We start from the raw sequence: 23,647 nt of genomic DNA, 5'->3' as shown, positions 1-23,647 counted from the left end.
CGCTGGTACAAATAGTACAGCGGCACGGCATCGTTTCTTCATTCATTTTTGTACCCGATTTTTGCAATTATGAGTATGTAATCCAGAAATTAGTGGTCCCTGTTTGCAATTAGATCTGTTATTTCTTCCAGCAGATCTGTTTGAAGGCCTGTTTCCTTCAGCTTCTCTTTTGCAGATCTGATGTGGTATTCGAGAGCCTCTTTTGCGCCATTCATAGTAAGAAGAGCTGGATAGGTGCTTTTATTTTTTGATTCATCACTGCCAACAGGCTTCCCGATTATTTCTTCTGTCCCTTCAAGGTCAAGAATATCATCCCGGATTTGAAAAGCCAGTCCCAGATGATAGGCAAAATGGGATAGTGTCTGAATCGTCTCTTCATTGGCATTAGCCAAAATAGCACCTGAAACCACACTGCATTCAAGCAATTTGCCGGTCTTATGCACGTGGATATACTCTAAGTCTTCTATGTCCAGCTGTTTGCCCTCTCCTTTAATGTCTGCTGCCTGGCCTCCAACCATCCCTTCAGCTCCGGCAGCTTTTGAAAGCACTTTAATTAAAGAGAGCCTGGTTTCGGCTGAAGAGAATTCGTCTGGGGTTTCCGCAATGGTCTGGAAGCTGTATGTGAGCAAGGCATCACCTGCCAGGATTGCAAAAGCTTCTCCATATACTTTATGGTTAGTCGGTTTACCTCTTCTTAAATCGTCATTATCCATACTTGGAAGGTCATCATGAATGAGCGAATAGGTATGGATCATTTCAATCGCCGCCGCAGTCCATAACCCTTTTGCCGTATCTTCGCCAAAAGCAGCCAATGTGGCAAATAACAGCATCGGCCTGATCCGCTTTCCTCCGGCTTCAAGTGAATAATTCATCGATTCCTTGATTTCAGATGGAGCATTCAGTTTATGTACATATTCTTTTAAATGGATTTCCAATTTTCGCTTATGCAATTCAGAGAAAGAACTTAAGGATTGCTGCAAGATTATTCCTCCTCCGGAATGGCGAAGTTCGTTTTTCGGCCGTCTTCCGTCAGTATTTCCGTAAGCTGTGATTCCACATTTTTAAGCTTATCATGGCATAATTTTGAAAGCTCCATGCCCTTTTTATAAATATTAATTGCCTCTTCAAGAGGAACGTCGCCCTCTTCAAGCTTTTCCACAATCACTTCAAGTTCTTCCATCGCTTGCTCAAATGAAAGTTGCTTTTCATCCGCCATGCCATTCACTCCTCAATATCCGTTACCCTGCATTCAATAGTTCCATCAGATACCTTCAATTTTAACATATCATCCACTTTAACCTGATACACAGTCTTTACCAGGGATTCCTTTTCTGTATAAGCAAGGCTATAGCCTCTATCCATGATTTTGAGAGGACTGAGTGCCTCAAGGGTTGAAATGACCCTCGCAAAATCCTTTTCCTTTGCAGCCAGGGTATTTGCCATTGTTTTATTTAAAAGCTTATGGAGCCGATCATGTTTTTCTTTTGCCTGATCCTTCAGCTGGCCGGGATGACTTCTAACCAGCCTTTTCCGCAGGATATCAGCTTGTTCCTGCTTTAAATCATGCAGCCTTTTGGATCCCCGTAACAGCTGTTCAGTCAATTTATCCAGCTGTTCCAGTTTTTGTTCATACAATTTTTGCGGGTATCTGAAAGCATAGGATTTCTGTACCCTTAGAAGCCTTTCATTTTGCAGTACAATTTGTTCCTTCATCGCTCTTATCAGCCTTGATTGCCTGTTAAAAAGCCTTTCTTTCAGGTCATCAATGTGCGGGACTGCCAATTCAGCAGCTCCGGTTGGGGTAGGAGCCCTTAAATCTGCAACAAAATCCGCTATTGTAAAATCTGTTTCATGGCCGACAGCTGAAATTACAGGTATTACTGACTTAAATATGGCCCTTGCCACAGCTTCCTCATTAAAAGCCCAAAGCTCTTCAATAGAACCTCCGCCCCGGCCGATAATTAAGACGTCCGCTTCCCCGGAGGAATTAGCATCCTTAATCGCTTTCACAATAGATGGTGCTGCCTGGTTCCCCTGCACAAGCGCAGGGAATATAAGTATGTTTGCGATTGGATAGCGCCTTTTGAGCGTTGTCAAAATATCTCTGATTGCAGCACCCGTAGGAGATGTGATAACCGCAACTGTCTTTGGATAGCGCGGGATATTTTTTTTATGTGCAGACGAAAAGTATCCTTCTTTCTCCAGTTTCTCTTTAAGCTGCTCGTATGCCAGATAAAGCTCACCAATCCCGTCCGGCTGCATTTCCTGTACATACATTTGATATTGCCCGCTCGATTCATAAACGGAAATCGCTCCGCGAACTAAAACCTTCATGCCGTTCTCCGGCCTGAATTTCATGGATCTCGCATTTCCTGCAAACATTACGGCTAAAATTCTGGCTTTCTCATCCTTTAAAGTGAAATACATATGACCGCTGGAGTGCTGTTTAAAGTTTGAGATTTCTCCCTTAACCAAAATATTTTGCAAATGAGGGTCGGCGTCAAATTTTCTTTTTATGTATTTGGTCAGTGCGTGAACTGTCAGATACTGCTGTTCCTTCATAACAATCTCCTTTATGCAGAGGTCGCATGGACTCCTGCAAAGCAATAACACAAAAAAACTGCCCTTCCATTCAGCCTGCATGACAGGCTTCCTAAATACAGGATAATGGAAATGGACAGATTTTGCATCTATGGCGGCCATGAATTTCAGATTTTGCTTATAGACTTTGCTGCCTTCAACGTGTTGTGCATTAACATGGTAATGGTCATCGGCCCCACTCCGCCCGGAACAGGAGTAATGTACCCTGCTATGTGCTTAACTGTCTCGAAATCAACATCGCCGCAAAGCTTTCCTTCCGCATCTCGATTCATGCCCACATCAATCACAATCACACCATGTTTTACATGGTCCTCAGTAATTAAATTGGCTTTACCTGCTGCTGCCACCAGAATGTCTGCCCGCTTTGTATATTCCTTTAGATTAGCTGTTTTCGAGTGACAGTAGGTAACAGTTGCATCTTTATTAAGAAACAGCTGTCCTGCAGGCTTACCTACGATGTTGCTTCTGCCAATAACCACTACATGCTTTCCGGAAATGTCTGCCCCGATGCTTTCTAGCATTTCAATGATCCCTGCAGGAGTACAAGGGATATAGGCATCCTGAGCTGTCATCATTCTGCCGATATTTATAGGATGAAATCCATCCACATCTTTCTCAGGTGATATAGACTCAATGATGGCTTTTTCATTAATATGGCTTGGGAGCGGCAACTGGACGAGGATTCCATGGATTGCATCACTTTTATTCAACTCAGTGATTTTTCTGATAAGCTCTTGTTCACTGACGCTTTCAGGAAGTTCAATAAGCATAGAATACATGCCCAGCTTATTGCAGGTTTTCTGCTTGTTGTTCACATATGTTCTGGATGCCTGATTATCCCCCGCTAAAATAACAGCCAATCCCGGCGTGACTCCTTCTGCCTTCAGCTTTTGCACTTCAGCACCGATACGATCCTGTTTCTTTCTTGCAATTTCTTTTCCATCTATTAATTCTGCAGCCATTTGTATCCCCCTATCAGAAACTCGAAAACGCCTTTGATAAGGACTGCCGGCTTTGCTTGCATCCTGAAAGTACCAGCATATCCAGTGTATGTTTTTTAAAGTTTTTCTTTTACCTTTGATAAAACACCATTAATAAACTTGCTTGACTGATCATCGCCGTATAGTTTGGCAATCTCAATTGCTTCATCGAGCACCACATTGGCTGGCACTTCCTCTGTTAAATACAGCAGTTCAAAAATAGATAAGCGCAGAAGATTGCGGTCTACAGTGGCAAGTCTCTCCAGCGTCCATTTTTCAAGAAACCCTTTGATTTCGTTATCAATTGTTTCTTTATGCTCCAGCACACCTGATACAAGTTTGCTAAGATATTCATCGTTCTTTTCGCCCTCTAAAACATGTTCGATGGCGGTTTCTGGTTCTGTCCCGCTTACATCAATTTGAAATAAAGCCTGCAATGCTTTTTCTCTGGCTGTTCTTCTCTTCATCTTTATAAAACTCCTTTATGGCTAGCATAGTAATTTTCATTTTTGAGCATTTGCACGTCCAAAAATTGCATAAGAAGATAATAGCATAAGTAAGGAATCTTCGCACTACAACAAGAGCATTATGTTTGGTCAGAAACAAATGCAAGAAAACTTATAATATTAATTTTCCCTTTACAAACTCCTTTATAACGTTTTTGGGAGTGAATGATGAAGAGAATGAACCATAAGAAAAGCCAAAGACGGGTCTGATGTCTTTGGCTTGATGTGTAATGTTACATTTCCTGTTCGTATTCAACTTCATGCTTTTGGTTTTCAAACATGATTCCTACTACGTGAATGTTTACTTCCTGGGCGTCCAGGGCTGTCATATTCAACAGTGCCTGACGGATGTTGTCCTGGATTTTTTGGGCAACGCTTGGGATGGACACGCCGAATTTCATCAGACAATAAACATCGACTTTGATGCCTTCTTCTGTTAATTCAACTTTAACACCTTTGCCGTGGTTCTTTTTACCAAGCCGTTCAACCACTCCTGTAGCGAAGTTCCCGCGCATTTGCGCAACACCTTCTACTTCTGAAGCAGCAATGCCGGCAATAACCTCAATAACTTCCGGTGCAATTTCCACCTTGCCCAGACCTGAATTTTCAGGGCTCATTTCGAGAATGTTATTTTCGTTCATTTTAGCACCTCCACAAGTCTTTAAGAATTCATTACATCATGCAATTCAAGAAATTTCGTATTAAACTGCCCTTCCACAAAATTTTCATGGCTTAAGAGCTTGAGATGGAACGGAATTGTTGTATGAACCCCTTCCACTACAAATTCGCTTAATGCCCTTTTCATTCTGGAAATGGCTTCTTCTCTAGTATTACCATAAGTGATCACTTTTGCAATCATTGAATCGTAATATGGTGGAATCATATAGCCCGGGTAGGCAGCAGAATCGACTCGGACACCAAGCCCGCCAGGAGGCAGATACATATTGATCCTTCCTGCTGATGGCATAAAATTCTTCTCCGGATTTTCCGCATTAATTCTGCATTCGATTGACCAGCCGTTAAATGTCACATCACTCTGTGTAAAATTAAGCTTTTCTCCAGAAGCAACCTTAATTTGCTCCTTGATTAAATCGACGCCTGTTACCATCTCTGTAACAGGGTGCTCCACCTGAATACGTGTGTTCATTTCCATGAAATAGAACTTGCGATTTATATAATCGTATATAAATTCTATCGTGCCAGCGCCTGTATAATCAACCGCTTTTGCAGCTTTTACAGCAGCATTTCCCATCTCTTCGCGTGTTTCACCGTCAAGTGCAGGTGAAGGCGTTTCCTCAAGAAGCTTTTGCAGACGCCTTTGGATGGAACAATCCCTTTCCCCGAGATGGACGGTGTTCCCGTAATTGTCTGCGAGAACCTGGATCTCCACATGACGGAAGTCCTCGATATATTTTTCGATGTAAACACCAGGATTCCCGAATGCTGTCAGTGCTTCCTGCTGTGTGATCGTTATTCCCTTAATAAGCTCCTGCTCATTGCGCGCTACACGGATTCCTTTCCCGCCTCCGCCCGCAGTTGCTTTAATAATGACCGGATATTCAATCTTTTCTGCCAGCTGAATAGCGTCTTCAGCATCCTTAATGATTCCATTAGAGCCCGGAACAATCGGAACTCCTGCTTCCTTCATCGTTTCCCTTGCAATATCCTTTGTGCCCATTTTGCTGATGGCTTCTGGTGTCGGGCCGACAAAAATAATATTGCATTCTCTGCACAGTTCTGCAAAGTCCGCATTCTCTGCAAGGAATCCATAACCTGGATGAATGGCGTCACAGCCAGTAAGCTTGGCGACACTTATTATATTTGTAAAATTTAAATAGCTGTCCTTGGATGCTTTCGGACCAATGCAATATGCCTCATCCGCAAGCTGTACATGGAGCGCTTCCCTGTCAGCTTCTGAAAAGACAGCAACAGATTCAATCCCCATTTCACGGGCTGCCCTGATAATGCGGACAGCTATTTCTCCTCTGTTGGCAATCAAGAGTTTTTTTATCATTCTGTAACCGCTCCTTATTCAGGCTTTACTAAAAATAGTGGCTGGCCATATTCTACTAATTGGCCGTCCTTTACAAGCACTTCTACAATTTCACCATTAACTTCTGCTTCAATTTCATTAAATAATTTCATTGCTTCTACAATGCAGACAATGGAATCCTTTGTTACTTTTGAACCGGCTTTTACATATGCATCAGCATCAGGTGATGATGATTGATAAAAAGTCCCTACCATTGGTGAGACAATCTTATGTAAATCTTCTGCGGCTTCAGCATTTGGTGCATGAGCAGCCGCTGGCGCTTCTGCTTTAGGCTCTTCCACTTTCACAGCAGCTGGCTGGACCGGCTGTGGAGCAGGCGCTGACACTTGGGCAGCTGCAGGCTGAACTTGCTGTACAACAGCGGCTTCATTGCCTTTTTTCTTCATTTTAATTTTAGACCCTTCATGCTCGTATACAAATTCATCGATATTTGACTGATCTACCAATTTAATCAGTTCACGGATTTCTTGTACTTTTAACATTTTGGCACCCCTTGTTTTCTCATTGCATGATTATCCCTTTTATCCGTATGCAAGTATTGCTGAAAGATTAGAATCATACGGCTGGAATGTTCTGCATGGTTTGAATTATGACTAGATACTAATATCATACGATAAGACCTTATAAAACTTCAACATTCTATTATGTACTGGATAATAATTTCTCTATCCGTCCTATGTTCCATTTTAATATTTTTCTAAATGTTTGTGAAATGTTTCATTGGATTTAACCGAATTTCATCCAAGATCACTTCGAAATCAGGACTTTTTCACTATTTGTTTGTGTAATAGTTACCAAACCGCAAATAAATTAGTCTATTTTCGTATATATGTCTGTTTTTCGTCAATAATGTAGTCCGTTGATTTCCGCTCCAGGATGCTCGCTTTCCGCGGGGCAGGCGGTGAGCCTCCTCGACGCTGAGCGTCTGTGGGGTCTCACCTGTCCCGCTACTCCCGCAGGACTTTGAATAAGCTTCCTTGAGTAGACACCGCACGAAGAAAATGCGAATGCATTTTCGAGGATCTCGCACCTTCCGCTCCAATCAACTCAGTATATTTACACAAAGTACAACAAACCTTGCAAAAACAGACTAAAATAAAAAAGAGAGCCCTAAAATTGTTGCAGGCTCCCATTACATTTTTATTTTTCAACCTGGAATTCAACAGCCACTGCTTCAAGCTTTCCAATTTCGTTTCTTACTTCCTGGATGATGTTGTTTGCAGCTGAAGCTGAATGATCTTTTGCCTTAACCGTAATTTGGACCTTCTTGCCATCAGCACGGACAAGCACATCTTCATAATCCATCGCTCTGATTAAAGTTTCAAGCATCGCTTCCTTTTGCGCAATTTCATTTAATTCATCAATTTGATCTTTTGCCTTCATTCTTTCTTCTGCAGGAAGATCAGTTTGACCAAGGACCTCCTGCAGGTCTTCCTTCATGCGGCTGCGCTCGTCATCAAGCTGAAGGCGGAGATTTTCAAACATTTCATCACTGGCAGTGTTTGTAATGATCGCTTTGCCATCTTCACTCTCAACTGAGTCCATTTCACCCTGTGCCTTTTCTTCCATACCGGCAAGGTCACTGCCTTTTTGCTCCGGTGATGTTACATAATAAACCGATAATACAACCACTAAACTCAGCATTGTTAATAGCCAGACCGTTTGTTTCTTTAAAAGCATCTATTATTCCCCCTTGGTTTTTTTAGGCATTACGGATACTCTATGGCTTGGAACATCCAGAGCTCTGGTTACTGCCTCAATAATCCACTTTTTCACTTGTATATTTTCAGCCCCTTTTGCTACAACCAGCACGCCCCTTATTTCAGGTTTCTTGGTTTCTATGACAATGGGAACCTCTTTTTCTCCATTTCGGACAATCACAAGCTGTTCCTCCTGTGACTGATCCTCAACCTTCCTTTTGCCGCCTTCCCGATCTGTTTCATCGGTTTTCTGTGTTTGGGTTGTTTTGTTTTTTTCAAGGACTTTCTTTTCTGTGGCATCGACATTCACCACAACAGTGGCATCTTCCACCCCTACGATTGCATCAAGCGCCTCTTTTATTTGGGCTTCATATGCCTTTTCATAATTGGCGATGGTGTCATTTCCCCCGGATTTCTGCTGGCCGAAGACTGGCACTTCTTCCTCCTGCTTCACTTCTTCCCCATTTTTAAATACGGGCAAATCACCGGTGGAACCGTCTTCTTGAAACAGCGTATTGCTGATCAGCATGATCGCTGCTCCAAATAGGAGAACAAGCAGCAAATAGTGGAATTTTCCGGGCTTCTTATCAGACTGTCCATCCTTGGAAATTATCTTCTTTAACCATGTGAAAGGACCTTTTTCATTATCCATCCCTATCCATATTCCCCCCTTCTACTAGAACTTCGATTGAGTTTGCGTCTACATTCCATTTTTGTGCGAGAAGAGAAGCAATTCTTTCTGCATCTTCATGTTCGGGCCCGCTGGATGGAAGAGGTTTCCCGGCATTGATTTCCACTGTTTTAACCACTTCTACAGCTTCAGCTTCTGCATCTTCTGCTTTGAGTTGGATCATGACCTTTTGCAGGTTATCCGGGAAGGCTTGATCACTGCTTTCATCTACTAAAATATCAATGTTAGCAATTTCCAGACCGTACTGTTCCATCAACTCCTCTTCTGCGTCCTGTTTCATGTGGACAGCCATTTGTTCTAAAATATATGCATCACTTGAGGCTTGTATTTCTTTTTTCTTCATTTCTATTAAATTTTCCATATTTTTTTCTCCTGAAGCCTCAAAAACCGGCACGGAAACAAGAGCTTCTTCAAAATCACTTGATATAATTCTCAAAATCGGTGTAAGAATAATCGCTATTAATAGCAGCCCTGTCACCATTTTTGTATATTTCTGAAGCTTGGAGCTGGGGAGGAGCATATCTATGACAGTGGCAAGCAGAACAAATAATATGATGTTGGTTACCCATTCTTTTATGAAATCCACTTCATTCCCTCCCTACCTGACCATCATGGTCAAATTGCCGGCCGCTATAATAACCGTAATGCTAAGGAAAAACATCAGGGAGACAATGGCCAGAGCTGCAAAAACATAGATAATGCTCTTGCTGATTATATCCAGGCAGGATATGATCGGCCCTCCTCCCAGCGGCTGCAAAATCGCTGCCGCAAATTTATATATAAACGCAATCATTAAAATTTTGATTGCAGGAAAAGCTGCAATAATAAGGAGAATGGCTACTCCTGCTATCCCGACAGTATTCTTCAAAAGCACCGATGCACTGATTACGGTATCTGTTGCATCTGTAAACATCCTTCCAATGACCGGAATAAAATTCCCCGTAATAAACTTTGCTGTACGGATGGTAATTCCATCGGTAACCGCTGCAGATGCTCCCTGAACTGAAATAACTCCGAGAAAGACCGTCAGGAACATCCCAAGAAGTCCAATGCTCCAGTTCCGGAGCAGATTGGCAAGCTGAGTTACCTTATAGTGTTCTGACAATGTGCTGACAATGCTTAACAGGGCTGATAAAAATATAAGCGGAAGAATGACATACTGGATAAATACTCCGCTGACATTCATCAAAAATAGGATAACCGGGTGGAAAAACGCTGCAGATACCAAACCCCCGGAAGAAGCAATCAGCGCAAGCAGCAGCGGTATGAGGGCCATTATGAATGACACCATGGTTGAAATGGTTTCCTCCGTGTATGTGATCGCTACATGGAAGCTATTCAGCGCGATAATAATCAACACCATGAAGACGATTGAATAGGCTGCTTTACTGACATTGCTTTTTTCAAATGAATTCTGCAGCGACTGCAGGAACATGCTGAATACCGTCAGCAATATCAGAGTTCCAAGCAGTTTCCCGTTGACTATAAACTCATGGAATATAAACTTCATCGCGCCGCCAGCCCACTCTTTTAATGAAAATTCCTTTTCTCCCTTTATGAATTCATAGAGACTTCCCTTTTGGCTCTCGGGCAAAAACCCTCCATACTCTGTTGTGATTTCTTCCCAAAATCCCTTTAATTCATTAAGATCTAACTTATCCACCTGGGATTCAATTAAATCCTGAGGGGAAATCGTTTCTTCTGCTTCGCCGGTCTTAGGTGAGGCTTGTACAATTGGTGCCAGGAAAAAGAATAGAAGTAAACTGAATCCTAAAATTTTCTGCATCCTTTGCTTCATTTTTTCACCTCTTTTAAAGGACCCTCTCTAATTCCAGCAATATGAGCTTGTCCAGTCGGGCTGCCTTTCGTTTCAGCAGGCAGCCGGCTAGCTCGGAATCATGCGAATAATGGTTTCGATTAATACAGTAAGGATTGGAATGGCCATGGCAAGAATAAGTATTTTCCCGCCCATTTCTATTTTTGCTGCAATGGCTCCCTGTCCTGCATCTTTGGTAATTTGGGCAGCAAATTCAGCAATATAGGCTATTCCAATTATCTTTAAAATGGTTTCTACATAGACGATATTCACCTTTGCATTGACGGCAATCTTTTCAATCATATGGATAATGGCATAGATTTGGTCGACCAGAAAGAGAAAGATGGCACAGCCGACAAAAACAATCAGCAAAAAGGCAAAATTCGGCTTTTGCTCCTTAACAATCAGCGCCAGGAACGTGGCAACAAGCGAAAATCCGACTATCTGGAGAATTTCAATGGCTGAGCCCCCCTTTTATCCCTGAAACAAGAAGACTGATTTAATTTTTTGAAAAAGGTTATCTACAATGGAAGCAACCATAAATAAGATATAAATAAATCCGAAAAGCGTTACCCATTGGGCGTATTCTTTTTTGCCCACCTGATCCAGAATAGTATGCAAAAAGGCTACAACAATTCCCACACCCGCTATCTTGAATATGATATCTACCTCTAAGCCCATCTTTTCTCCCCCTAAGCTCTGATCAGCGTCCGGCAAATCAAGCCGGCGTTTCCTACATTAGTAAAATGATTAAGAGCAATCCGGATAAAAACCCCAGACTTTTGACCATTCTCTCGTATTTCACTTGTCTGTCATGTGCATCAGCTTCTTCACGTTCCAGGTGGGTGAGGGTCAGCATGATCTGCTTTTGCTGAGAAAGACGGTCATGTCTTCCAAGTGTTTCGCCAAATTGCTTCATGATCTCGAATTCCCCTTGTTTAAAGGCGGTCATTTTCCATATTTCCGTCAAGCTTTCTTCCCAGGCGTCCTTTACTGTCGTTTCGGAATCGGTCAGTTTTTTTGCAAAGGATTCAAAGAACCAGGATAAGGGCTTGGAAAGCTGGTCAGAAAGCCGTCTGGCTGCTTCATGAAGAGGTGTATGGCCATACATAATTTCAGCCTCTAATGACTGCAGTGCCGATTTAAGCTGACGAAGCTGGCGCGGCCGTTCGGTCAGGTGCCTTGAAGCTTCAAACCCTGCCCATGTTGTTGCAATGATGATCAAAACTGCTCCAATAAGCTTCATCATTTACATCACGCCCGCTTGATGCTGAAATCTTGAACCGTCTGTGTTTCGTATGCAGTCAATGCTGCCTGGTCCATCTTTTCTGCTCAATTCAATAAACCGCTGAAAAACATCCATTTCAAGTATGGCCTGTAAAGTCGGGCGCCTCTTAATTTCCTCCAGGGAATTTCCATGAGTAGTCATAATCAGCTTTATTCCGGCATTTACTGCCTCCATTATGGCGTCTGCATCTTCATGCCTGCCAATTTCATCGACAACGAGAACCTCGGGGCTCATGGAACGAATCATCATCATCATGCCCTCAGCTTTGGGACAGGCATCAAGGACATCAATCCTGTTTCCAAAAGTCATTTGGGGGATCCCATTCACACATCCTGCTATTTCGGAGCGTTCATCCACAATCCCAACCTTACTCGCAGGAAGGCCACTATCTGGATCACCAGAAGAAATGATTCTTGCGATATCGCGCAGCAAAGTGGTTTTACCAGTCTGCGGCGGCCCAATAATCATCGTATGCAGCCATCCACCCCTGTAAATTCTCGGAATCAGTGTTTGGGCAATGCCAACTTTCTCTCTGGCAATTCTAATGTTAAATGAGGAAATATCCCTGATCGCCTTAACCTTGCCCTGCTCAAGAATAACCTTTCCTGCAAGCCCAACCCGATGGCCGCCCTCAATCGTGATATAACCTCTTTTCAGCTCTTCCTCGAGTGTGTAAATCGAAAAATGGCTTATTTTATTCAGTAAATGCACGGCATCCTCTGAATCAACTATATAAGGGAGAAAATGCGGTACTCCCCTTGCTGTCAGCTCAATCGGCCTCGAAATGCGGACCCTGATTTCCTCCAGATCCTTTAAGATTTTCGGAGGGATTCTCTGTAATTGTTCGGCAATTTTTTTCGGCAAAAAGGCTATAATCGTTTCCAAGTCTGCTCCTCCATTTCTCAATCTGATTTCGGACTAGCTTCTCATTATTTAAAATGTATGCCTGCTGCAAAACAATATGACTTAGATTTGAAAGCTTCACATTTATTTAGTACAAGCTTTTGCCTGAGTAAAAAAATATCTTTCTTCAAAAAATAATTCAAAAGGAACATAGAGAAAGGCTGGTGCCATTTATGAAAGCAAAATGCATTTACATCATGGTTATTCTTCACCTGATTGTTCTTGGTTTCTTACCTGCAGAAGGAATAGCTCATCAGAGAAATACAAACGGACCGAAAAATGTCATTCTGATGATTGGCGATGGAATGGGAATTGGCCAGATTGAGATTGCAAGAAAACTGGAATACGGGAAGGACGGGCGGCTTTTCCTGGAATCTCTGCCTCACACCGCATTGGTGCATACCGAATCTGCCAATAATTTTGTGACAGACTCAGCTGCCGGCGGTACGGCACTGGCAATTGGAAAAAAAACAAATAATGAGATGATTGGAGTTACGCCGGATGGGAAGGAAGCAGACAGTATCCTTGATTTATTCAAGGAGAATGGTAAAAAAGCAGGGGTTATATCCACCAATACAGTAACAGATGCAACACCCGCAGCCTTTACAGCAAGTGTTGCCAACAGATGGTCCGGACAGGGGGAAATTGCACGCCAGCAGCTGAAATTCGGGGTGGATGTGCTGCTGGGAGGCGGCAGAGCATACTTCACACCGGAAAAGCAAAGCGGGAGGGATTTAATAAAAGAGGCTAAACAAAATGGATATACTTTTGCCGGGAATCGGGAAGAATTGCTGAATGCCAAAGGCTCAAAGCTGCTCGGCCTGTTCAATGACGGATATATGAGTTTTAAACTGGACCGGCCTTTACTGAACAGCAAAGAACCCAGCTTAAAAGAAATGACTGAAAAAGCGATCGATGTACTCGCAAAAGGAGAACAGGGATTTTTCCTCATGGCAGAAGGAGCAAGAATTGATCATGCATCACACGCAGGTGATATTACAAGCATCTGGAAAGAAACCATTGAATTTGATGAAGCTGTTAAATATGCAGTTGAATGGGCAAAAAAGGACAAAGAGACACTGGTTTTGGTTGTCGCAGATCATGAGACTATGGGAATATCAGCATCAGAGCCGCTGGAGATACAGCAATTAAAGGAAATCAAGGCGACACCGCAGTATATGGTCAGCCAATTGGCAAGAGATGAAGACAGGGGAATTTATCGATCTGAAAGTGTAAAGGGTGTTCTAAAAAAGTATGCGAATATTGATTTAAACCAGCAGGAGATTGAAGCGTTTAATGGGAAGCTAATGAACACAGACAGCAAGGTTTATCCTCAATATTTAGCAGCATGGGAAATAGGAAGCCTGATTGCTGAGAAATATCACGGGGGAATTTTAACGGATACAGTAAGATCTCTCAGCTCGACCGGCGGACATACAGGCAATATGATTCCTTTATTTGCTTATGGCAATGGGAGCGAAACTTTTACAGGAGTGCTGGAAAATACGGATATACCAAAAAAAATTGCCGGACTGATGAATTACAGCTGGCATTAATATTATGCGCATTTTCTTTCTTTCTCCCGCGTAATTCTAGAAAGATACATTCATGAAAGCGGGTGCGAAATTTATGTATTATTATCAGCCATTTGTCCGCAATACTGTGCACAATGGAAGCCATGAAAGATCCAAGCCAAATACTATAAGGGTTTCAGGTGAAGGAAAGATAGCTGTACAGCCAGATCAGGCTAATATAAAGCTGGGAGTTTTAACAGAAGACCAGGAGCTTCAGAAAGCACAGGAGCAGAATGCTGCTGCCATTTCAAATGTCAAAAAGGCTCTTAATGCCATTGGAATAACAGATAAACAAATTCAAACATCAGACTTCTCCATTTTTCCGCAGTATGATTTTGTGGATGGCAAGCAAATTTTCCGCGGTTACAAGGTTGAGCATATATTGGACATTACAGTCAATGAGATTGAAAATACAGGACTTGTAGTAGATACAGCAGTAGACAGCGGTGCAAATACTGTTAGAGGAATTACTTTTGAAACAGAAAACCGGCAGGAATTGTATCAGAAGGCACTAAGCTTGGCTGTATTGGATGCTTTTAGAAAGGCAGAAACCATTGCTTCTTCACTAAGAGTCCAATTAATCAGTACCCCAGTATCCGTTTCTGAAGGAACTTTAGGTCTGGTGCAGCCTGTTTCTTTTGAGTCCTCCACTTTTGTTAAAAGTGCCGTCAGCACACCTATCCAGCCGGGAACAATAGAAATCCAAAGCCTCATCACGGCAGAGTTCATATACTACAGCTAGGAAATCTTCGGCTTATAATCGCAGTGAAGAAGCAAATACTATTAAGGTGACATTGAGCAATTTTATAGAAAAGAGGTTATTTGATGAATGAAAATTTAGATGAATTTTTAAAAAATCAGAAAAAAGGCGACAGGGCTTATCTGGACGGAACCCGCGATAACAGAACTCCTCCCACATCTGATCCTGATTATAATAATCGCAATGACACTGACGTATCCCCCGGCGCTGAAGGCAGGAAGTATAAAGGATAAAAAAAATCCCGATTTCTCGGGATTTTTTTCAAACTATGCACGCGATACGTATGAACCATCAGTTGTATTGACGATCAGTTTATCCCCTTCGTTAACAAAGAAAGGAACTTGCACTATCAGGCCGGTTTCAACTGTTGCAGGCTTTGTTCCGCCGGATGCAGTATCCCCTTTAATACCTGGTTCTGTTTCCGTTACTGTAAGCTCAACAGAGTTAGGAAGTTCGATTCCAAGAGACTCTCCATGATAAAGCATAATAGCAACTTCCATGTTTTCTTTTAAAAACTTTAATTCATACTCAATTGATGATGCAGGCAGCTCGATTTGCTCATAAGACTCATTGTCCATGAAAACATGCTGATCCCCATTTGCATAAAGGTACTGCATTTTACGGTTATCGATCTGAGCTTTCCCTACTTTTTCACCTGCACGGAAGGTTTTTTCCTGAATGGCGCCTGTGCGAAGGTTGCGCAATTTGGAACGTACAAAAGCCGCTCCTTTTCCTGGTTTAACGTGCTGAAAATCCATTACGCGCCAAATACCGTTATCAACTTCAATCGTTAATCCCGTACGAAAATCGTTTACTGAAATCATAAGTTTGTCCTCCTAATGTGTACAATTAAAGAATAATTAATTCTTTAGTAGAATGAGTAAGCGTTTCATTATGATCATTTGTTATGACTGTATCATCCTCAATGCGGACACCGCCAAGTCCCGGTATGTAAATGCCAGGCTCCACCGTTACAATCATTCCAGGTTCAAGGATAACATCTGACTTAAATGATAAAGCAGGCCCTTCATGCACTTCAAGGCCGATCCCGTGTCCGGTAGAATGGCCAAAATATTCGCCATAGCCTTTACCAGCAATATAATCACGCGTTAAGGCGTCTGCTTCTTTGCCGCTCATTCCAGGTTTAATGCCTTCCATTCCCCGCTCCTGGGCTTCCTGCACAATGGTATAGATTTCTTTCAGCTTATCTTCCGGTTCCCCAACAGCAACTGTGCGGGTAATATCTGAAACATACCCCTTATAATAAGCACCGAAGTCCAAAGTGACAAAATCGCCTTTTTCAATAACCTTATCACTGGCAACTCCATGCGGAAGAGCAGAACGGTACCCTGATGCTACGATAATGTCAAACGATGATGAATCTGCACCCGCTTTTCTCATAAAGAATTCTAATTCATTCGAAACTTCCAGCTCCGTAATACCTGGCCGAATGACATCAAGAATATGTTTAAACGCAGCATCTGCAATGTCTGCTGCCACCTTTATTATCTTAATCTCTGAATCGTCCTTTATCAAGCGTAACTTTTCAATGGTGTCAGAAACAGGGACAAGCTCGACGTTAACAGCTTTTTCATAGGCTTTATAGGATGAAAAGGTTACATGATTCTCTTCAAAACCAAGCTTTTTAATCCCAAGCTGTTCTGCCTGTTTGGCGACTTCTTCCGTAATGGCACCAGTATGCTTTACAATTTCATATCCTTCACATTGTTTAGCAGCCTGTTCCGTATAACGAAAATCGGTTATAAAGAGTGCTTTATCCGCACTGACTAGAACCACGCCCGATGAACCGGTAAAACCAGTCATATAACGGCGATTGTAATTGCTGGTAATCAGCATCCCATCTATCCCTGACTCTGTAAAGCGTGCACGTAATTTTTGTATTTTCTCCATATTATCCTCTCCCCTTGACAAAATCCGTTAATGCATAAAATGCCAGTTCATACCCTTTAAAGCCAAGGCCGACTATCTGGCCCATTGCAGCGGGTGCAATGACAGAAATATGCCTGAATTCTTCCCTGGTATGAACATTTGAAATATGTACTTCGATCACAGGAACCTGTATTCCTGCAACAGCATCCCTTAATGCGTAGCTATAATGAGTAAATGCCCCGGGATTGAAAATTATACCCTGTGTGCCATCTTCATTGGCAAGGTGAAGCCTGTCAATGAGTTCACCTTCGTGATTTGACTGAAAACAGGTTACTTCTGTCTTATATGAAGCGCCCAATGCCTTCATATTTTGCTCCAGCTGACCCAGTGTTTCTTTTCCATAAACACCTGGTTCCCTTTTGCCGAGCAGGTTTAAATTCGGCCCATTTAACAGGAGTATTTTCCCCATATTCAACCCCCTATTCTAACAATTGCTTATAGGCTTCTCCTTCTATTTAACATCCTGATGAAAGCACTGAAAAAGAATGCCCACTTATGAACATTCTATCATAAAGCAAAATTTCTTACAGTTCTGATGTATAGCGCTTTTCGCATTATTTTCATTATCACCGCTCGAATATTGAGTATATTTTCATCAGGTTAAGTCCGGATCTGTGCGGGCCTTTTTTTCATCTTCAGTTTTGCCTTTCAGTTCTTGAGCTTCATATGAAATGGAATACCCTACAAATACACCAAATAAAATATAGAAACAAAGTGATGTAATAATCGTATTTCGCTCAAGATCCCAAAACGGGCTGATTCCAGGGAAGATTGGATTGAGTATAAAGAACACCAGTAAAAAAAGGGCAACTCCATAGCCAGCACCCACGAAAATACTTTGAAATTTCCGCAGCGCTGCATAATAGATCAGGGCAGCTATAATAGATATTCCCCCAATCAGGAAAATTGAGATCAGTGTCCCAAGCCATCCCTCTTTCCAGGCTCCAATCGTCCAGGGCTCGAGAATGACATTAGGGCGAATTTCCGTGAAATTAAACACATAAGCAAGATAGGCCAGTCCGCTCCAAAGAATGCCCCCAACCAGTCCGGTAATGACCACCATTGTCATAAAAGACATTGGTTTTTCCCTTTGATCCTGTTCCAAGCGCTCTTTTTCTTCTGCCACTTTGCGCCACCTCCTTTTCCTATTATGTCCACACACAATTATTCCATTGCATCCTATTTTAAATAAAAGCGGCCGGAATAATTTCTGCAGCATAAACTGTTCATATTTTTTATATATTTTCCTGTTATATAAAGGTTTTATGAGATTTTAAGTCGAATAAAATAATTAAGGATGAAGCTCTTTAATTTTGTGATTTTCCGGTTATGCGAGTTCCGGGACTGAGGTCCACAGCATAAATTTAAGTAAAAGCATTTTCATGATTATCTGGAAAATATTACTGTCACTTATTAAAAGTTAATGATCTACTGTTTAAATTGTAAAGAAATAGGAAAGTTAAAAAATAAAGTCAGATTTCATCATTATTTCGATAAACTTTATCTTATAGAGTTTAAAAGCTTATAAAATTGCTCATCATGCTTTTAGGGAGGTGGCTTTCTTGAAAAAACCATTTACATTTTATATTGTCTCCGGTCTTATAATTCTGGCTGTTATCGGAGTTGCCGTCAGCCTGATCTCAAATCCTGCCGGTTTTTTGGAGAGAATAGCTGTCATTGTCATCATTGGAGCTGTTGTATACTTTCTTTTTCAGCGCTTTAACAGATCTAATCCCTCTAAGCGAGAGCAGCGAGCTTTTATAAAGGCAGCCAAAAAATCAAAAAGACGCTTTAATAATAAAGAATCGGGTTCTGCCAATGGCAGAAAGGGATCTGTCGGTTCCATTACTTCCATTAAAAAATCCAAGAAAAAGTCTTCTCCACATTTGACAGTCATAGAAGGCAAAAAAGGCAAAAAGAAAAATCGAGCCTCCCTTTAATCCGGGCTCGATTTTTTTGTTGAGTTTTCTAATTAGTAGCTCCATGATGAAAAAAACTTTTCCGCACATTGCCTGCCATGCTCCAGAAGATCTTTTTTCTTCTGCTCGGTTATATTAAATTCCGCAGTCAGTACACCGTCGGTCGGAATGAAAATAATATTTTGTGCATGTTTTCTCGAGATGTATCTTGCATCATGCGCGTCCTTCATCGTTTCAAAAAGCGCCGCATACATTTGTATGGCGTTATCGATTTTGTTCGGGGGCCGTTCGCTTAAGTTATGACTTAACTTTATCCCGAGCACAGGCCTGGTTTTTTTTACATTTTCCTTATCAAAAAGCCACATTGGGAAATTACTTAAAACCCCGCCATCCACGATGACACTTGTACTGCTGTAGCCATTCAGCTTGACCGGCTCAAAAAAATACGGGAGGCTGCAGCTCATCCTGATCGCTTTTGCTACCGGAAATGAAGCTGGATCTATGCCATAATGCACAAGATCATCTGGCAGTACAACCAATCTTCCATTTGTCAGGTCTGACGCTATGACTCTAAGCGATTGAGGCGGCAGATCTGAAAATGTTCTGATCCCCCTGTCTCCTAATTTCTGAGTCATCCAGCTTTCGAGCTCAGATCCTTTATATAGTCCCAGATGCCAATATAGATTAAGCCATTTTCCGACTGCAAAGGGGATAAATGTTGTTCTTTCATCAAGAAGCTTTTTGAGTTCAAATTCATCGACGAGCCGATATATTTCCTCACTTGTATAATTAGCAGCTATTAACGCAGCCACAATGGATCCTGCACTAGTGCCAGCAACCCGCTTGAAGCGAAATCCTCTTTTATGAACTGCTTCATATGCGCCGATTAAGGCAAATCCTTTGATGCCCCCTCCTGAAAAAACACCATCTATATACATGTAAGCCACTCCTGTCGATGTACTTGCTCATAGAGGAACCTTTACTTATACATCTTTAATCAGGAGCTTTTTAAATTAGTACGTCTGACAAGCAAAATTTCATAATTAAGTAAAATATTGCACTTCTGCCTCTGGAAAATAGGAATGAATATACTCCCTGATTGTATGTTCCAGATTCTTTGCTTCATCTGTCGGATAAACATACTTGCCTATACCATATCTTCCCCACTTATATTTTCGCTTTTCTTCATCCATTTCAAGTTTTGTTTTTGGGTAGCGTTTTTCAATTACTTTTTTTGCCGGTTTCGTAAATCTATGCTGGATTAATTCGAAAGTTAAGCCATTCAGATTGATGCCATCGAGTGAACTGCTTAACCTTTGAAACAGTTCATGGTAGCCTTCACGCCAATCATCGTGCATATAAATGGGTGCTACGATAAAGCCAAGCGGATAGCCGGCATTGGCTACTTTTCGGGCAGCTTCAAGCCGGTCATCAAAAGAGGAAGTACCCGGCTCAAAGTTTTTTATTACGTAGCGGGAATTGACACTAAATCGGAACCGGGTTTTGCCATTATGTTTTGCATCCAGCAAATGATCGACATGATGGTACTTGGTGACAAACCGAAGCTGGCCGTATTCAGTCTGACCGATAAATTCAATCGTTTTCTTCAGTGAATGGGTCAGGTGATCAATCCCTACTATATCGGAAGTACACGCTGCTTCAAAGCGTGTCAGCTCTGGCTTCCGCTCTTCCATATATTTAGAGGCCTGATCAAAAATTTCTTCAAGGTTTACATACGTCCGGATATACGGCTTGCTGCCAAGGGTGGTTTGCAAGTAGCAATAATGGCAGTGCCCCATGCAGCCAGTAGCAAGGGGGATGGCGTATTCTGCAGAGGGCTTGGATGTATCAAATTTCAGAGTCCGTCTGATTCCTACTACTAAAGTGGATTTCGCATTGCGGTATTTCTGCAATTCATTATCGCCAGGAATATTCCTCACCTGATTATGTGAAGTTGTTTCCCTGATTTCTATATTCATTTTCTCGAATTTTCCCTTTAGTTCTCTTCCTAATGGATACTCAAGAGCTTGAGGCTCTATATAAACGAGCTGCGGGATAAATGGCTTCATTGAATTAACCTCTCTTTGTCAATTTGTCCTGCCGTTATATAATCTCGGCTGAACCCTATGACTGTAGTATGAGCCAAATAATCAAAAGCAAAAAAAGAAGATGGAACAATTATTTCCATCTTCTCTCATTCGTTTTATTTATTTTTATAAACCGCATTTCAGCTGTGCATTACAGTTTGTGCAAGTATTGCAGCCGCCGATTTCTTTGACTTTTCCTTTGCGGCATACCGGGCATGTATTGCCTACTTCTGAACCGATTGTTACATCGGTGGAACGAAGGTCACTGATTGTATCAACCAGCACAACATGCTGCTTTGATTTTTCTTTTTTGACTGTGTCATTACCATCAAAGCTGTTCTCTTCAGCTTTCAGCGTCAATACTTGAGAATCGCGTGATCCGTCCACATATACTGTTCCTCCCTTTGCACCGCCGCGGTATAAGCGTTCATACACCTTTTCAACCTGTTCAACACTGTAGCCTTTCGGTGCGTTGACAGTTTTACTAATCGAGCTGTCGATCCAGCGCTGAATCACACATTGAACATCTGCGTGCGCTTCTGGAGCAAGATCCATCGCTGCGATAAACCACTCAGGCAGATTTTCAGGATCTGCATCCGGATTGCGGTCTAAATATTCCTGAACAATATCTGCCTTCACTTCAATGAACTTGCCTAAGCGGCCGCTTCTGAAGTATGAGAAGGAGAAATATGGTTCAAGGCCTGTAGAAACACCAACCATGGTCCCTGTGGATCCCGTAGGAGCAACGGTTAGAAGATGTGAATTGCGGATTCCGCTTTCTAAAATAGAAGCACGGATATCCTCAGGCATTTTCTGCATGAAGCCTGTTTCGGTAAAAGCTTTGCGCAGGCGATTTGTTTCTTCAGGATTTTCACCTGTTAAGAACGGGAAGCTTCCTTTTTCCTCCGCAAGCTTTACAGAAGCTTTGTATGCTGATGTAGCAATGGTCTCAAAGACTTTATCAATCAGCACGTTGCCTTCTTCAGAGCCATATTCTGTTTCACAATAGATGAGCAAATCATGAAGCCCCATAACGCCAAGACCAACTCGCCGCTCGCCTAATGCCTGCTTTTTGTTCTCTTCAAGGAAGTATGGTGTAGCATCTATTACATTGTCCTGCATCCGTACACCTACTTCAACAGTACGCTTCAGCTTTTCAAAATTAACAGTTTTATTTTCTTTATCTGCCATTTCTGCAAGATTTACTGCTGCAAGGTTGCATACAGAATTTGGCGCCAGAGGCTGCTCGCCACATGGGTTTGTAGCTACAACCCTTTGTCCGTATGCCTGTGCATTCGTCATGTCGTTTGCGTTATCGATAAAGAAGATGCCTGGTTCAGCTGAGTATGTTGCACAGATGTTAATCAGGTTCCAAAGCTCTTTCGCTTTAATTTTACGGTGAACGCGGACTTTATAGCCTAGTTTTGCCCAATCTCTGACATCACCGACTTTATGCCATTCTTCGTTGTATGTTTTCATCGTTTCGGCATCATAGGATTCAACATCAGGGAAACGAAGCTCATATTCTCCATCATTTTCAACCGCATCCATAAATTCTTTCGTGAGGCAGACTGAAATGTTTGCTCCTGTAAGGAACTCAGAGTTATGAACACTATAAGTACCGCCAGCCGCCAGCTTCTCCTCAGCATCTTTTATGATGTTTTCACTGAAGCCGCCATAGCCTGGAATGCTTTTATAATTAATAATGCCCTGGTACATGGCAATTTCCTGTTCATTAAATGGAGTAAATTTCAGTTTTTCTTTAGCATATTTTTTTATTGTTTCATCATTTGTATTTTCAAGAAGGAAGCGTAAAATTCTCGGGTTTTGCATTTTCGAGATGATGAATTCGATAATGTCCGGATGCCAATCGGATAGCATAATCATCTGCGCACCTCTGCGGGATCCCCCCTGCTCCACCAGGTGTGTAAGCTTCGCAATATCATCCAGCCAGGAAACCGAACCGGAGGATTTGCCGTTTACACCTTTGGCCAGTGTATTGCGAGGTCTCAGAGTTGAACCGTTTGTCCCTACTCCGCCGCCGCGGCTCATGATCTCCATTACCTGCTTGCGGTGCTCGGAGATTCCTTCACGGGAATCCTGCACGAATGGCATTACATAGCAGTTGAAATACGTAACATCTGTGTCAGCACCAGCTCCATACAGCACGCGGCCAGCCGGAATGAAATTCAGGTTTTTCAATTCCTGATAGAACTTCTCAAACCATTCTTTTCTCTTTTCTTCGGTCTTCTCAACCGATGCAAGGCCTGTTGCGTTACGCTTGGCGATTTGCTCATAGAAGATTTCCAAAGGCTTCTCGATTACATCAAGAGGCTTTGTAATAATGCCTGTTCTCGATTCTTCCGGATCATCCAGCACTCCTCTGTAATCTTCCTCTACTAAAACCTTGGCTGTCTTGTTTTCCCAGTCAATATCGAGGATGTAGCCTAAGCCGCGTGCAGGAAATTTGGGATCTTCCTTAATGGTGAGGACAACGAAGTCACCGTTTGTGAGTGTCACTTTCTCGGTGTCTTTGAAGGTATAGCGATCTAGCATAACCAAGCGGGAAACACCTTTGTGGGTCATTTTCATATCTGAGGTTACTGGGTGAACCTGAGGAAAGAGACGGATGTCCTTGTTTAAACGTTCAATGTTCAATTTCATTTTTTGTCCTAGAGCAACAGACATTGTTACAACTCCTTCTAAATTCAATTATCTAATTAATGTGTGTAAGTATTCTGTCAGATAGAGTAAATCTATCTGTTTTAAAAGAGTACCCTAAAGTTACCATAACTCAAACCTCAAAATCAATATATAGT

At 42.1% G+C, this 23,647-nt stretch carries 27 protein-coding genes; 4 read left to right on the top strand and 23 right to left on the bottom strand.

The window, feature by feature from the left end; translation table 11 throughout:
- Positions 1 to 89 precede the first annotated feature (89 nt).
- The 16 genes from LLY41_RS07055 to spoIIIAA form a co-directional block, all read right to left on the bottom strand.
- Positions 90 to 980, bottom strand: coding sequence for a polyprenyl synthetase family protein (locus LLY41_RS07055; RefSeq protein WP_095244804.1), 891 nt, complete (start codon positions 978 to 980; stop codon positions 90 to 92).
- Positions 981 to 982: 2 nt separating this feature from the next.
- Entirely contained in the window at positions 983 to 1,216 is a 234-nt protein-coding gene (gene xseB / locus LLY41_RS07050; RefSeq protein WP_048008230.1) for an exodeoxyribonuclease VII small subunit, read from the bottom strand.
- Positions 1,217 to 1,221: 5 nt separating this feature from the next.
- Positions 1,222 to 2,562, bottom strand: coding sequence for an exodeoxyribonuclease VII large subunit (gene xseA, locus LLY41_RS07045; RefSeq protein WP_095244814.1), 1,341 nt, complete (start codon positions 2,560 to 2,562; stop codon positions 1,222 to 1,224).
- Positions 2,563 to 2,708: 146 nt separating this feature from the next.
- Entirely contained in the window at positions 2,709 to 3,563 is an 855-nt protein-coding gene (folD, locus tag LLY41_RS07040) for a bifunctional methylenetetrahydrofolate dehydrogenase/methenyltetrahydrofolate cyclohydrolase FolD (protein WP_095244805.1), read from the bottom strand.
- Positions 3,564 to 3,658: 95 nt separating this feature from the next.
- Positions 3,659 to 4,048, bottom strand: coding sequence for a transcription antitermination factor NusB (nusB, locus tag LLY41_RS07035; protein ID WP_095244806.1), 390 nt, complete (start codon positions 4,046 to 4,048; stop codon positions 3,659 to 3,661).
- 272 nt (positions 4,049 to 4,320) lie between these two features.
- Entirely contained in the window at positions 4,321 to 4,728 is a 408-nt protein-coding gene (locus tag LLY41_RS07030) for an Asp23/Gls24 family envelope stress response protein (RefSeq protein WP_035330002.1), read from the bottom strand.
- Positions 4,729 to 4,748: 20 nt separating this feature from the next.
- Positions 4,749 to 6,101 carry an acetyl-CoA carboxylase biotin carboxylase subunit gene (gene accC / locus LLY41_RS07025; protein ID WP_095244807.1) on the bottom strand — a complete coding sequence of 451 codons (1,353 nt, stop codon included), beginning with the start codon at positions 6,099 to 6,101 and terminating at the stop codon, positions 4,749 to 4,751.
- Positions 6,102 to 6,115: 14 nt separating this feature from the next.
- Positions 6,116 to 6,622 (bottom strand): acetyl-CoA carboxylase biotin carboxyl carrier protein, encoded by a 507-nt coding sequence (gene accB / locus LLY41_RS07020; RefSeq protein ID WP_304587273.1) that lies wholly within the window; start codon positions 6,620 to 6,622, stop codon positions 6,116 to 6,118.
- Positions 6,623 to 7,280: 658 nt separating this feature from the next.
- The gene (locus LLY41_RS07015) at positions 7,281 to 7,820 is read right to left on the bottom strand and encodes a SpoIIIAH-like family protein (protein ID WP_076258081.1); all 540 of its coding nucleotides are present in this window, start codon (positions 7,818 to 7,820) and stop codon (positions 7,281 to 7,283) included.
- A gap of 3 nt (positions 7,821 to 7,823) precedes the next feature.
- Complete coding sequence (gene spoIIIAG / locus LLY41_RS07010; protein ID WP_048008237.1) at positions 7,824 to 8,492, bottom strand: stage III sporulation protein AG; 669 nt, start codon at positions 8,490 to 8,492, stop codon at positions 7,824 to 7,826.
- Positions 8,485 to 9,117 (bottom strand): stage III sporulation protein AF, encoded by a 633-nt coding sequence (gene spoIIIAF, locus LLY41_RS07005; protein ID WP_048008238.1) that lies wholly within the window; start codon positions 9,115 to 9,117, stop codon positions 8,485 to 8,487. Before spoIIIAF ends, spoIIIAG begins: the two co-directional genes overlap by 8 nt.
- 12 nt (positions 9,118 to 9,129) lie before the next feature.
- Positions 9,130 to 10,329: a stage III sporulation protein AE gene (spoIIIAE, locus tag LLY41_RS07000; RefSeq protein WP_095244816.1), complete on the bottom strand. Its 1,200-nt coding sequence runs from the start codon at positions 10,327 to 10,329 to the stop codon at positions 9,130 to 9,132.
- 87 nt (positions 10,330 to 10,416) lie between these two features.
- Positions 10,417 to 10,806: a stage III sporulation protein AD gene (spoIIIAD, locus tag LLY41_RS06995; protein WP_172581968.1), complete on the bottom strand. Its 390-nt coding sequence runs from the start codon at positions 10,804 to 10,806 to the stop codon at positions 10,417 to 10,419.
- Between the two features lie 15 nt (positions 10,807 to 10,821).
- Positions 10,822 to 11,028 (bottom strand): stage III sporulation protein AC, encoded by a 207-nt coding sequence (gene spoIIIAC / locus LLY41_RS06990; protein ID WP_009332905.1) that lies wholly within the window; start codon positions 11,026 to 11,028, stop codon positions 10,822 to 10,824.
- Positions 11,029 to 11,080: 52 nt separating this feature from the next.
- Complete coding sequence (gene spoIIIAB, locus LLY41_RS06985) at positions 11,081 to 11,596, bottom strand: stage III sporulation protein SpoIIIAB (RefSeq protein WP_048008240.1); 516 nt, start codon at positions 11,594 to 11,596, stop codon at positions 11,081 to 11,083.
- Positions 11,597 to 12,520, bottom strand: coding sequence for a stage III sporulation protein AA (spoIIIAA, locus tag LLY41_RS06980; protein ID WP_095244817.1), 924 nt, complete (start codon positions 12,518 to 12,520; stop codon positions 11,597 to 11,599).
- 191 nt (positions 12,521 to 12,711) lie between these two features.
- Between spoIIIAA and LLY41_RS06975 the strand changes: the two genes are divergently transcribed.
- The 3 genes from LLY41_RS06975 to LLY41_RS06965 all read left to right on the top strand — a co-directional run bounded on the left by LLY41_RS06975 (position 12,712) and on the right by LLY41_RS06965 (position 15,105).
- Positions 12,712 to 14,094, top strand: a complete 1,383-nt coding sequence (locus LLY41_RS06975) for an alkaline phosphatase (RefSeq protein ID WP_095244818.1) — start codon at positions 12,712 to 12,714, stop codon at positions 14,092 to 14,094.
- 73 nt (positions 14,095 to 14,167) lie between these two features.
- The gene (locus LLY41_RS06970; RefSeq protein ID WP_095244833.1) at positions 14,168 to 14,854 is read left to right on the top strand and encodes an SIMPL domain-containing protein; all 687 of its coding nucleotides are present in this window, start codon (positions 14,168 to 14,170) and stop codon (positions 14,852 to 14,854) included.
- Positions 14,855 to 14,937: 83 nt separating this feature from the next.
- Positions 14,938 to 15,105 (top strand): hypothetical protein, encoded by a 168-nt coding sequence (locus LLY41_RS06965; RefSeq protein WP_179289036.1) that lies wholly within the window; start codon positions 14,938 to 14,940, stop codon positions 15,103 to 15,105.
- 33 nt (positions 15,106 to 15,138) lie between these two features.
- On the opposite strand, the gene efp is transcribed toward LLY41_RS06965, so the two are convergent.
- The 4 genes from efp to LLY41_RS06945 form a co-directional block, all read right to left on the bottom strand.
- Positions 15,139 to 15,696, bottom strand: coding sequence for an elongation factor P (gene efp, locus LLY41_RS06960; RefSeq protein ID WP_095244819.1), 558 nt, complete (start codon positions 15,694 to 15,696; stop codon positions 15,139 to 15,141).
- Positions 15,697 to 15,721: 25 nt separating this feature from the next.
- Positions 15,722 to 16,783: a M24 family metallopeptidase gene (locus LLY41_RS06955; protein WP_304587265.1), complete on the bottom strand. Its 1,062-nt coding sequence runs from the start codon at positions 16,781 to 16,783 to the stop codon at positions 15,722 to 15,724.
- Between the two features lies 1 nt (position 16,784).
- Positions 16,785 to 17,231, bottom strand: a complete 447-nt coding sequence (gene aroQ / locus LLY41_RS06950) for a type II 3-dehydroquinate dehydratase (RefSeq protein ID WP_095244821.1) — start codon at positions 17,229 to 17,231, stop codon at positions 16,785 to 16,787.
- Positions 17,232 to 17,417: 186 nt separating this feature from the next.
- Positions 17,418 to 17,948 carry a YqhR family membrane protein gene (locus tag LLY41_RS06945; protein ID WP_095244822.1) on the bottom strand — a complete coding sequence of 177 codons (531 nt, stop codon included), beginning with the start codon at positions 17,946 to 17,948 and terminating at the stop codon, positions 17,418 to 17,420.
- Between the two features lie 427 nt (positions 17,949 to 18,375).
- Between LLY41_RS06945 and LLY41_RS06940 the strand changes: the two genes are divergently transcribed.
- Complete coding sequence (locus LLY41_RS06940; protein WP_286137362.1) at positions 18,376 to 18,762, top strand: SA1362 family protein; 387 nt, start codon at positions 18,376 to 18,378, stop codon at positions 18,760 to 18,762.
- Positions 18,763 to 18,794: 32 nt separating this feature from the next.
- Here LLY41_RS06940 and LLY41_RS06935 read toward each other — a convergent pair whose 3' ends face one another.
- The 3 genes from LLY41_RS06935 to LLY41_RS06925 form a co-directional block, all read right to left on the bottom strand.
- Positions 18,795 to 19,679, bottom strand: coding sequence for a patatin-like phospholipase family protein (locus LLY41_RS06935; protein WP_095244824.1), 885 nt, complete (start codon positions 19,677 to 19,679; stop codon positions 18,795 to 18,797).
- 105 nt (positions 19,680 to 19,784) lie between these two features.
- Positions 19,785 to 20,810, bottom strand: a complete 1,026-nt coding sequence (gene splB / locus LLY41_RS06930) for a spore photoproduct lyase (protein ID WP_095244825.1) — start codon at positions 20,808 to 20,810, stop codon at positions 19,785 to 19,787.
- Between the two features lie 144 nt (positions 20,811 to 20,954).
- Positions 20,955 to 23,516 (bottom strand): vitamin B12-dependent ribonucleotide reductase, encoded by a 2,562-nt coding sequence (locus LLY41_RS06925; RefSeq protein ID WP_095244826.1) that lies wholly within the window; start codon positions 23,514 to 23,516, stop codon positions 20,955 to 20,957.
- Positions 23,517 to 23,647: the final 131 nt, after the last annotated feature.

The organism is Cytobacillus firmus (genome assembly GCF_023612095.1).
GTDB lineage: Bacteria > Bacillota > Bacilli > Bacillales > Cytobacillaceae > Cytobacillus.
Note: the sequence above shows the minus strand (reverse complement) of the source record. Positions and strands in the feature narration are given on the sequence as shown.